The sequence below is a fragment of the Binatus sp. (SeqCode) genome (assembly GCF_036522015.1).
Taxonomy (GTDB): Bacteria; Desulfobacterota; Binatia; order Binatales; family Binataceae; genus Binatus.
The window spans coordinates 1-10,586 of the sequence record NZ_DATDGQ010000232.1 but is presented as its reverse complement, the minus strand read 5'-3'; the positions used below and the strand labels follow the sequence as shown (position 1 = coordinate 10,586).

Below are 10,586 nucleotides of genomic sequence, written 5' to 3'. Positions count from 1 at the left end.
ACCTCTCCCTTCGGGAGAGGTCGTGCGGCGGCACTCGTGTCGCGCACGGGTGAGGGCGCTGGCATCGAGCTCGATCCTGGCGCCCTCACCCGCGCCAGAGGCGCGTCCTCTCCCGAAGGGAGAGGTTAGCAATCAGACGATCACTTTCGCGGCGCGGAGTTCTTCTACCTGGCTTCGCTCGATTCCGGCCTCGCGCAGGATTTCGTCGGTGTGCTCGCCAAGCTTGGGCGGTACGCGCCACATCTTCATTGGGGTTTCGGAGAAGCGGGCGCCGGGGTTCACCGCGCGCACCTCGCCTGCGCTGGGATGTTCGTAAACCGAGAAGCTTTCGTTCTCAACGATTTCAGGATCGGTCAGCAGCGTCTCATAGTTGTGAACCGGGCCGCACGGAATGTCGGCGGCCTCGAGCACAGGCAACCATTCGGCGGTGTTCTTTTCGGGGAAGAGTTTCGCGAGGCCGCGCATCAGATTGCGGCCGCGCTCGGCGCGTTCGGTGCGATCCGCCGTCTCCGGCCACCATTCGGGATGCCCGACTGCCTCGGCCAGCCGCTTTGACTGAGCGTCGGTAAACGGCGCGATCGTCAGCCATCCGTCTTTCGTTTTGAAAGGATCGAGAGTGGTGCTCTTGGGTGCGAGATGCTTGAACTCGTCTTCAGGCAGCAGCGTGTAGCCGTAGATCGAATCGTTTGCCGTGAACGCCATCATCGCCTCGAGCATCGGGACCTTGATGTACTGGCCGACGCCCCGGGCGCGCGCCGCGTGCAACGCGCTGACAACCGCGAGCGCCGCGGTCATCCCGCTCACCTTGTCCGCCAGCGCCATCTTGACCGCGGTCGGCTGGCCGGCCTTGAGACCCTGGACGTAGGCCATCCCGGAGTAGCCCTGGATAACTGGATCGTAGGCTGGGAAATTCGCGAGCCGGCCCTTGGGCGGGAAGCCGCAAATCGAACAATAGACGACCTTGGGATTGGCGCGGCGTATGTCGGTGTAGCCGATGCCGAGGCGGTCGGCGACTCCGGGGCGGTTATTCTCGACCAGCGCGTCGGCCTTCACCGCGAGCCGGCGCACGAGGTCGCGGCCGTGTTCCTTTTTGATGTCGATGACGATGCTGCGCTTGTTGCGGTTGAAGTTGAGGAAGGCCGCGGTGAGTCCGCCGCGCTGCGGGCCGACGTTTCGGCGCATCGAGTCGCCTTCCGGCGGTTCGATCTTGATGACGTCGGCGCCGAGGTCGCCGAGCAACTGGGTGCAGAACGGCCCTGAGATAACGGCGGTCAAATCAAGGACGCGAAAACCTATCAGCGGTCCATCAGCCATGAGAAAAATTCCTCAAGCGCGCATGTTCGAGCGTAAGAGATACTAGCCGCGATAGAGCGCGGAGTCACGGACCGCGGAGTGCGTCGCCAGCGCGTCGGTTGTAGCAGATAACCTGACCCCTAACCCCTTCTAAAGCGCGAAGAGGAACCGGACAAAAGAGCGCCTCCGCTCCTCAAAGATCAATTCGCTGGAGGCTTTGGCACGCTCATCCCAAACGCTACTTTCAGGTCGTCGCCGTTGAATGGATAGACGTGGACCATCCAGCCGAACGCCTGCTTGAGCAGGTGGCCGCCGGCGGCATCGCACGCGGCGGCGTCGGCGATTTTGCCGGTGAAGCCGAAGCGCCCGTCGGCGAGGAATCCGAGTTGCTGGTTGATTGCCGGTGCTGACGCACTCGACGACACCGGCAGCATGCCGGGCATATCGACCTGCGTTCCGTGGACGTCGCCGCGCAGGATGTCGTTGATTGTGACGCCGTTGGGCAGGCAGATGTTGGTGTGGGCGTGCCAGTGCGCGACGCTCAGCGGAATGATCGCGTCGAGCTGATCGTAGGTGTAGTCGGCGGGCGCGCTATACATTGCGCCGACCAGAACGTAGTCGCCGCTCGAGTTTTTCACGTAGAGCAGCGAGCCGGGAAATCGTGGATCGGAATGGCCCATGTATTCCTGCTGCGCGGCGCGGAAATCGGTAAAATGATAAACGTCCTGCGGAACGGTCGGCAGAAAAATCTGGTAGCCCTCGGACAATGCGACTCGGGAATCGTGATACTTGACGAGCGCGCGGCGCAGCGTCTCCATCACGTTGTGTGCGCGCTCGAGGTCGGCCGGAGTTTGCGGACGCGACGGCGTCATCACCATGTGGGCGCCCATGCCCATCTGCCCACCCATCGCGTTAGGCGCGGAGTCGCCGTCCATATCGCCCATCGCAGCCATGTCATGCGCGAACGCCGGCGCGCTCATGGTGAGAGCGAGCGTTACAGTTAGAAGAGCGAGCTTGTTCATGGGATCCTCGCGTTACTCAGCCGTTATCCTTCGCGATCGCGCGAATGTACGCGGGACGTGCGGTGCACCGCGCCAGGTAATCGTCGTAGCATTTACGCGCCGGAAACAGGTTGCCCTTGAAGAACTGGCAGGTCGAACAATACAAAATGTCCGCACCTGAGAATTTTTCGCCGAGAATATACGGTCCTGCCTCGAGCGCCTGCGCGATGACACCCTCGACGTCCTCGAACTTACCGAAACCGGTCGTCTGGTCCTTGTCCCAGCCGCGGAAGCGCGCCGCTGCTGAGGGTTCGAGAATCGACGGATAGAAGAAGAGCCAGCGCACGTAGTCGGCGCGCTTCGGGTCGCCGACCACTGGACCGATTCCAGCCTTCGGGAACGCGTCGGCAAGATAAAGGACGATGCCCGCGGACTCGTAAACGACGGCACCGTCATGTTCGATCGCAGGTACTTTCTTCAGTGGATGAATGCGCGTGTAGCTGTCGGGCGCCGGCGCGCCTGTCCCATCGCCCCTCACGATGGATGTGAGCTCGATTTTATAGGGCACTCCCAACTCTTCCAGCAGCCAAATGATGCGCGAGGAGCGCGAACGCGGCGCGTGATAAAGCGTGATCATCTCAACCTCTGTTTCTCGCGCATCGGCGGTAAGCCAGGTGAACTCATGCGAGATCGGCACGCAGCCGCGCATGCTTCAGCGCCGGCAACTCGCGGCGCACGCGGTCCTGGTATTCGAGATCAATCGGCGCGACGACGACGCCTTCCTGATCCGCGGCGCGCGCGAGCACGCGTCCCCATGGATCGACGATCATCGAATTGCCGTAGTCGCTATAGCCGTAGATGTTGGGACCGAACTGCGCGGGCGCGATCACATAGGCCTGGTTCTCGATCGCGCGGGCGCGAAGCAACGGCTCCCAATGCGCTTCACCGGTCGGGAACGTAAACGCGCTCGGTATCGCGATGATTTGCGCGCCGGCGAAAGTGAGGCGGCGATAGAGTTCCGGAAAGCGCAGGTCGTAGCAGATAGTAAGACCAATTGTGCCGAGCGGAGTTGCGGCGGTGACGACGTCTGCGCCGGCCAGCTTTGCGTCCGACTCGCGTACCGTCACGCTGCCCGGAAGATCGACGTCAAAGAGATGAATCTTGCGATAAACAGCGATTCTGCCGCCGTCGGGGCCGAGCAGCGCGGACGTGTTGTAGCATCGCGCCTCGCCGGCGGCGGCCAGCTCGGTAATCGAGCCTGCGACGATGTGGATTTGAAGCTCACGCGCGAGCCGCGACATCAGCGTGAGCGTCTGACCATCGAGAGTTTCTGCCGCGGCCGCCTGCTCGCTGCGTTTGCCGCGCCAGTTGAAGACCTCGGGCAGCGTGACGAGGTTCGCACCGCGCGCCGCGCCGACGCGGACGAGGCGCTCGGCACGTTCCAGGTTGGCCGCCTTGTCGGGGCCGGCGTTCATCTGGATTGCGGCGGCGAGATAGGTCATCGCGATGGTTCCATTCGGCATTATTGCGCGGTAAGCATCCAGTTAGTAGCGCGAGGTATTCAACGGGGACTCACATTTTGGCCGGACGAATCATTTGCCGATGGAGGGTCGGCCGGGGGCGCCGCTGCGGTGGAGCTTCTCATCGATTGCCTCGGAACAAAGCTGCCGTGCGGCTGGATCACATGCGGCTGCGGTCCGGGAGTGAGCGTGGTCCAAGTGGCGCCTCCATCCGCCGTAGACATTAGGTCGCCATCACCAACTATTACCCAGCCCTGGGTTGGAGTAGCGAAGCTGACTTGAAGAGCCTCTTTGTAATGCGAAGCGTCAGGGGCAGCATCCGCGCTAGCATCGATCTTTCTGCCGACTCCGAGTCTAGTGAGTACTGGCCGGTGGTCCGACACCGCGGCGAAGATCCAGTCAGAGTCCACCACAGTGGATGTCGAGTACTTCGACGAGACGTCGTCTTGGTTAGTCACCATGCGGTCCGGCTTCCAGGTTCGGCCGCTATCGCCGGTTGCGAACAGTACAGTCGCTGGTTTCACACCTACGCCACCGGAATAGTACACGAGCAAAAGGCCGTGCTTGCTGTCTTCGAAAGTCGGGAGCTGATAGTACCTCGCCATTGTTGCCGGCAATACCTCTTTCGGCGTGTCCACCAACACCTGCTGCCAGCTCTTTGTTCCGTCGTGGGTGACAAAGAGCTCTTTGTCACTGAATACGCTGGTGCCAATCATCCATCCATCGTTGGGTGTAACAAGAAGCATATCGTCAGTCGCCAGCCGGGGAGCGTTCGGCGAGCGGCTCCAAGTCCGGCCTCCATCTGAGGTCACCAGCAAGAACGAATAAAGAGGGCCGTGGGTTTGTGATAGAGTGATGTTCATCCAGCCATGCAGCGGATCCAGGAAAGCAATTGTCCCGCCCCAGCCAGCGAGAGGCATAAGATCGGGATTCCCGTAGTTTGCTGGCGGCGGAAGAGTTAAGTGCGTTCTCGTCCAAGTTGCGCCCGCGTCGGTGGTGGAGGCCAGGTCGAGCTTTGGTTCTTCGTATTTAAACTCGTCGCTTTCATTTTTGTTGAAACGACTGAAGAGTGCCCAACCCCTCTGGCTGTCGAGAAAGTAGAAGTCAGAGATGTGCTCGTCAAGGTCACTCCTAGCGGGAGGCGTGATATCTTTCCAATTCGCGCCATTGTCACTGGTCCAATAGAAGCGTCCTCCCCATTCCGCCCAGCCGACGCCGGGAGCGAGCAGTTTCATTTTGGTAACCGTTCCGCCCCAGCCGGGCGGCGCCTTCCCGTACCACAGCACGTCACCTCCTTGAGCTTTGGATGAGGCCGCATGCGGAGTTGGTGAACCTTCCGGTCTATCCTGCGCCCGGAGAACGCGCGACAGCAGGACCAGGAAAGCCAGACTCGATTGCGCGCAAAATATTCTGATGGCGACTCTCCTCCATTCCGGACCGATTGCATATTTTTCGGGCCGCTGAGCGCGATGAGCATCCAGTTAGTAGCGCGGAGTTGACGGATCCGCTTCCTCCGACCACGCGTCGATTCCACCTGAGAGATTCAGCACGTGTTCGAAACCCTGCCGCGCAAGGTACATCGCGACCTGCGCGCTGCGGACGCCATGATGGCAAACGACGACGGTCTCGCGGTCGGGATCGAGCTCGGTCAGGCGCGACGGAATATCGCCCATCGGAATGTGACTCGCACCGGGAAAAGGCGCCACGAAAATCTCGAAGGGTTCGCGAACGTCGAGGATGAAGATGCGGTCGCCGCGATCGAGACGGGTCTTGAGTGCGGTCGGTTCGATTGCGCCGATATCAGGCATCGAGGCACCGACCATACCATATGTAGTAGTGTTGGGTGAGGTGCACTACCAAGGGTAGTTTTGTTCCGTCAGAAATTGTTTTTGGCGCGTTCATGGCTTCCAAGAACCTAACCCCTAACCCTTTCCCGCGCGGGAAGGGGGACCGGTGGAAAGAAAGACCTTCCCGTAGTGGGAAGGGAACAAATGAGACTAACACAGAAAGTTCGACGGGGTCAGGCGGAAAAGTTCATCCCCAGTCGCCGGCGGGCGTCGCGCTACTGTTTGATGTCGTTGGAAAACAGCTCGACCTTCGTGAACACCGGCAGCTCGGTGCATGAAATCGAAAAACCGAAGGTATCGCTCTGGCCGGGCAGGATCGGGTCGAAGTGCGGCTTCTCGTTCAGGATTTTCTGGACGTACGGATCGTCGGCGAGGCTCTCGGCGTGGTGGTTGTAAAGACTCTCGCCGTGCAGGATTTTGCCGCTCTGGTCTTCGAAAGCGAAGTGCAGCCGCACGTAATCGATGGGCTTGTTGCTGGTGTTGGTGATTTTCCCCGAGACGACGAGATTCGGCGGCATGCAGCACGAATGCATGATCACATCGCGCGTGACGACAACCTGGAGCTGCTCGTTGGGGACAACCTGGGTCTTGGGATGATCGTAGCGGGCGTGCATGTCCTTTTCGGCCGCGACTTCCTCGCTATCCTTGATATTGACGCGAGTGCCGGCAAACGTGACGCTGGCTGCACCGAAGGTAAGAAGAATCGCGACCGCTATCAGCTTTTTCATGTGCCTTATATCCCCCTTGGCCTGATCTTGGTGCGGAGCTTCGCCAATGTCAATCTGCTAAGTGATGACGACCGCGGAACACCTGCAGTTTATGGCCGAGGCGATTGCCGAAGCCCGTCGCGCCGAGGCGGAGGGTGAAGTTCCGGTCGGCGCGGTGGCAGTCGCGGACGGGCAAATTGTCGGCGCGGGGCATAATCAGCCGATCGGCCTCGGCGATCCGACGGCGCATGCGGAAATCCTCGCAATCCGCGCGGCCGCCGCGACCCTCAAAACGTACCGGCTGACAATGCTGTCGATCTACGTCACGCTCGAGCCGTGCGTGATGTGCGTCGGGGCGATGCTTAACGCGCGAATCGCGCGAGTCGTTTACGGAGCGCGCGACGAGAAGGCCGGCGCACTGGGCTCGGTGTACGACATCGGCAGAGACGGTGTGCTGAACCATCGATTCGAAGTGGTGGGCGGACTGATGGAGTCGGAGTGCGCGGAATTGATGCGCGGATTTTTTCGATCCCGTCGCGGCGGGACATAAGAGGAGAGGCTGGAGGCTCTTGGTGCTGCCGCAGCTCTTTGATGCAGATGAAAAAGATGCAGATGAAAAACAGACAGAGTCGGCGACACCATCGATCAGTAAGAACGTCCGCGGCGAAGTATCTCCGCGAGGCGGGAGACCGATTCGTGCTGAGTGGCAAGGGCCTCGTGGATAATGATGCAGACCCTGCAGAGGACGAGGCTAATGTCCGATCGGCTCTAATCAGCGCGAAACGAGCGCTTCTTTTGGATCCTTCGAACTATGAGGCCATCGTCTTGATCGGCGATCTGTATGGAGATTCCGATGACGCTCGGTCAACGTCTCTCGCTCTTGAATATTACGATCGCGCGATCCAGATCGATCCTGAAGCTCCTGATGCATACGCGTCCAAGGCGGGATTGCTTTTGTATGATTTGAATCGCCCGCATGAGGCGGAACCGCTCGCCCAGAGGGCCCTGGCTCTCTCGATTCGAAACAGAGACACGGTGACCCAACTTGAACTCACCTACCTGCTCCTTATCGACATCTTCCTCGCGCAAAAACGGTTCTGGAAAGCTCGCGCAATCATACGAGAGGCTTTGCGGAAGTGTCCGGGCACCTTCATGGACGCGGTCGCAAAAAACGCACGTAAAGAAATTGAAGCAGAGAAATCCGGAAGTTGATGCGCGGATTTTTTCGATCCCGTCGCGGCGGGGAATAAAAGAGGGAGGCCCTTGGGGGCGATGGGCAATTTCAGATTTTATCGGCGCATGTCGATTTTTCCAGGACTATCGATCAACCTTTCGAAGTCGGGGCCGAGTCTGACGGTCGGGATGCGTGGCGCGCACGTGACGGTCGGCAGCAAGGGAATTCGCAAGACGGTCGGAATCCCCGGCACCGGCATCTACTACACGTCGCACAGCGGATACTATTCGGGGGCGCATTCAGCGCACGTCGAGCAGCCGATTTCGAACGGTCAGCAGAGTACCGCGCACGGGATCGCGCAGGTGATCATGTTGATGGCAGTCATCGGTGCGGTGGCGTTCGCAATTGCGATTGTCGGTTCGGTGGCAGGCGGTAAATGATCGCTGCTACGACGCTTGCTGAGTGCGAGGCGTTTCGTTGTCGTTGGATGCTGTGGTTGGGCTGATACGAATCAGGAGAGTGCCCGCGCCGTAATCCTCTCCGCTCAGCGCAAACGTGTCGCCGCTCTCGAGCTTCATTTCGGCGGTCATCGCTGTCTGCTTGCCGTCGAACAGGACCACTTCCATCGCGATCATATTGCCAGCGATTGCACGTGGCATGACGTGAAGAGTCTTGCCGCCCGGCAGGTTGAACACGATCATCTTGCCGGATTGGGTCCGCCCGCCGGTGTGGCTGAAAGAGCCGGAGTTGGTATCGGCGACGAAAGCCGAATCGACTCGCACGTCGACCAGGCGGGTCAGCGCAGCCGGCTGTCTGCTGGCGACGGTCCCAGGTATGGACTGCGATATATTCACCGTATTGGGACCGACAATCGCAGTGTGCAGCGCGATCGCAAGCATCGCAACGGCGACGAGTTTTGCGATTACGTCCAGTACCGATTTGGTAAATCCTTCGAGTGAAGGATTGACCGCGATCTTCCTGAGTTCGCCGCCGATGGTCGAGTAGTCGGATAGAGCACCCGTACACGAGGCGCACCCGGTAAGATGATGCGCGACCTCCTGCAGGTCGTTGGGCTCGAGTTCGCCGTCGCCGACGGCGCCGAGCATCAGGCCGATTTCGCTACATTCAGGCATCTGACCGTCGCGCTCAAATGGCGGTTACGGTCGCCTAGAGCAATAGACGAGGTCAAAGCGTCGAAATTCACCTCAGGCGGCTGTCCGGACCGCTGCCAGCCGGTCGGGCGCCTGCGGGATGGTCTGCCACAGTTCGGGGTCGTGTCCGGTGATGATCATCGCGCCGCCGTCGCGCAATACGCGCAGCCGCCGTATCGACTCGAGCATCTGATCGCGATCGTACATCGCGGTCGGCAGATGGAAGTTGTCGAGCGTGCGGCGCAGGTAGCAGGCGTCGCCGGTCATCACGACTTCGTCGGAACCGATTCGCACGCGCAATGACTGATGGCCGGGAGTGTGGCCAGGGGTAGGGAAGCATACCACCGAGCCGTCGCCGAAAACGTCGTGCTCGCCATCGAGCATCTTCACCTTATGCCCGTGGTCGTAGTCGTGCGGATCGTAGTAGACGCTCTCGATCAGATCGGCGTTGTGCGCGGCCTCCCATTCGCGGCGCTGAATCAGCAGGGTCGCGTTGGGCAGTTGCTGGTTGCCGCCACAGTGATCGAAATGGAGATGCGAATTGATGATGAAATCGATGTTCGACGCGCCGACGCCGAGCGTATCGAGACGCGCCGCGATCTCCTCGCCTGGTTTGAACCCCACGGTGTGAAACGAGGAGAGCCGTCCCAGGCGGCTGTTCGGATCGGTTTGAGTTTCGACGTGCAGGCCGCTGTCGAAGATCGCACGGCCCTTCGGATGTTCGATCAGGTATGCGGGCACCGGCACCGTGAGGCTACCCTTTTCGCCGGCGAGCAGAAGCGCGGCCGGAAGCGTGAGCTATCCGCAGGTGAACGCATAGACGTTGAGTGTCATCTCTTTTCAGTGAATCAGCCTTTGCGCTGACAATCGGCTGAAACTTCCCTTCCTGTTCGCGATGTTGAAATCTTTACACCAAACCGCGGCGACGCGCGATCACGCGCACGCGGCGGGAATGTTAGTTCGTTCGGCGCCCGCCAGCGTGTTAGATTTTGAGCAATGAATGTTTCGGATTCGATCGTCATCGATTGCGACTCGCATGTGATGGAGCCGCCGGATTTGTGGGAGAAGTATCTCGAGCCGAAGTTTCGCGATCGCGCTATTCGGATCGTCAAGGATCCGGGCGATGGTCTCGAAGTGCTGATGGTCGATAATCAGCCGCTGTTGAAGGGGATGCTCGCCGGACTGGGCGGCGCCAATCAGCCGCGTCAGGAACTCTTCGTGCCGGGACGGCTCGGCTACCTGGACGGATGCCCGCCAGCGAGCTACCTCCCCGCGGCGCGGGTCAAACTGCTCGACGAATGGGGCGTCAACGCTGGCGTGCTGTTCCCGACGGTCGGAATTTTGTGGGACGTCGCGGATCACGAGCTCGCGGCGGCTTACGCGCGCGCCTACAACAACTGGATCAACGACTTCGCGAGCACGGTGCGCAGCCGCGTGATTCCGATCGCGCATATCGCGTTGCAGGACGTGGAATCGGCGCTGGCCGAGCTCAAGCGATGCATCAAGCTGGGCTTCAAGGGGATTTTTCTTGCGCCGGAAAATGTCGGCGGACGACGCTTCTCGCATCCTGATTTCGATCCGATTTGGCACGAGTGCGAGGACGCTGGAATCCCCGCCTGCCTGCACGTGATCGTGCGCTTCAATCGCGCGCCGGGGATTATCGGGCAGTTCTACCAGCCCGGCGAGTTTCGCACCGTGTTCGGATTCGCGCTCGGCGGATTTGCGCAGGTGGTGCCGGCCGCGATGACGATGGTGGCCGATGGCTTGTTCGATCGCTTTCCCCGACTGAAGGTCTTGTGCGTCGAGGCGGGATGCGGTTGGGCACCGTACATCATGGACCGGATGGATCAGAAGTACGAATTGCTCGGCTGGACTTACCCGACAAAGTTGAAG

Annotated in this window: 13 protein-coding genes; 4 read left to right on the top strand and 9 right to left on the bottom strand. The window is 60.3% G+C overall.

All coding sequences use genetic code 11. From position 1 onward, the window contains the following. Positions 1-132: 132 nt before the first annotated feature. From VIW95_RS09965 to VIW95_RS09935, 7 genes are all read right to left on the bottom strand, one after another. Positions 133-1,314 carry a CoA transferase gene (locus tag VIW95_RS09965; protein WP_331585955.1) on the bottom strand — a complete coding sequence of 394 codons (1,182 nt, stop codon included), beginning with the start codon at positions 1,312-1,314 and terminating at the stop codon, positions 133-135. 179 nt (positions 1,315-1,493) lie between these two features. Next, entirely contained in the window at positions 1,494-2,315 is an 822-nt protein-coding gene (locus VIW95_RS09960) for a hypothetical protein (RefSeq protein ID WP_331585953.1), read from the bottom strand. A 16-nt stretch (positions 2,316-2,331) separates the two neighbouring features. After that, positions 2,332-2,931, bottom strand: a complete 600-nt coding sequence (locus tag VIW95_RS09955) for a glutathione S-transferase (RefSeq protein ID WP_331585951.1) — start codon at positions 2,929-2,931, stop codon at positions 2,332-2,334. Between the two features lie 43 nt (positions 2,932-2,974). Continuing rightward, entirely contained in the window at positions 2,975-3,817 is an 843-nt protein-coding gene (locus VIW95_RS09950; protein WP_331585949.1) for a carbon-nitrogen hydrolase family protein, read from the bottom strand. Positions 3,818-3,855: 38 nt separating this feature from the next. Beyond that, positions 3,856-5,049 carry a sialidase family protein gene (locus VIW95_RS09945; protein ID WP_331585947.1) on the bottom strand — a complete coding sequence of 398 codons (1,194 nt, stop codon included), beginning with the start codon at positions 5,047-5,049 and terminating at the stop codon, positions 3,856-3,858. 246 nt (positions 5,050-5,295) lie between these two features. After that, on the bottom strand, positions 5,296-5,622 hold the full coding sequence (locus VIW95_RS09940; protein WP_331585945.1) for a rhodanese-like domain-containing protein: 327 nt from the start codon (positions 5,620-5,622) through the stop codon (positions 5,296-5,298). A gap of 254 nt (positions 5,623-5,876) precedes the next feature. Further along, entirely contained in the window at positions 5,877-6,389 is a 513-nt protein-coding gene (locus tag VIW95_RS09935) for an FxLYD domain-containing protein (protein WP_331585943.1), read from the bottom strand. Positions 6,390-6,453: 64 nt separating this feature from the next. On the opposite strand from VIW95_RS09935, the gene tadA reads away from it, so the two are divergent. The 3 genes from tadA (at position 6,454) to VIW95_RS09920 (ending at position 7,982) form a co-directional block, all read left to right on the top strand. After that, a complete protein-coding gene (gene tadA / locus VIW95_RS09930; protein ID WP_331585941.1) occupies positions 6,454-6,918 on the top strand; it encodes a tRNA adenosine(34) deaminase TadA in 465 nt (154 codons plus the stop codon). Positions 6,919-7,064: 146 nt separating this feature from the next. Further along, positions 7,065-7,580, top strand: a complete 516-nt coding sequence (locus VIW95_RS09925; RefSeq protein ID WP_331585939.1) for a hypothetical protein — start codon at positions 7,065-7,067, stop codon at positions 7,578-7,580. 60 nt (positions 7,581-7,640) lie between these two features. Beyond that, positions 7,641-7,982, top strand: a complete 342-nt coding sequence (locus VIW95_RS09920) for a DUF4236 domain-containing protein (RefSeq protein ID WP_331585937.1) — start codon at positions 7,641-7,643, stop codon at positions 7,980-7,982. A 6-nt stretch (positions 7,983-7,988) separates the two neighbouring features. Here the strand turns inward: VIW95_RS09920 and VIW95_RS09915 are convergent, their stop codons facing one another. Together VIW95_RS09915 and VIW95_RS09910 are read right to left on the bottom strand one after the other, a co-directional pair. After that, positions 7,989-8,675: a zf-HC2 domain-containing protein gene (locus VIW95_RS09915; RefSeq protein WP_331585935.1), complete on the bottom strand. Its 687-nt coding sequence runs from the start codon at positions 8,673-8,675 to the stop codon at positions 7,989-7,991. Between the two features lie 72 nt (positions 8,676-8,747). Continuing rightward, a complete protein-coding gene (locus tag VIW95_RS09910) occupies positions 8,748-9,440 on the bottom strand; it encodes an N-acyl homoserine lactonase family protein (protein ID WP_331585932.1) in 693 nt (230 codons plus the stop codon). A gap of 249 nt (positions 9,441-9,689) precedes the next feature. On the opposite strand from VIW95_RS09910, the gene VIW95_RS09905 reads away from it, so the two are divergent. Further along, a partial coding sequence (locus VIW95_RS09905; protein WP_331585930.1) for an amidohydrolase family protein occupies positions 9,690-10,586 on the top strand: 897 nt, incomplete at its 3' end.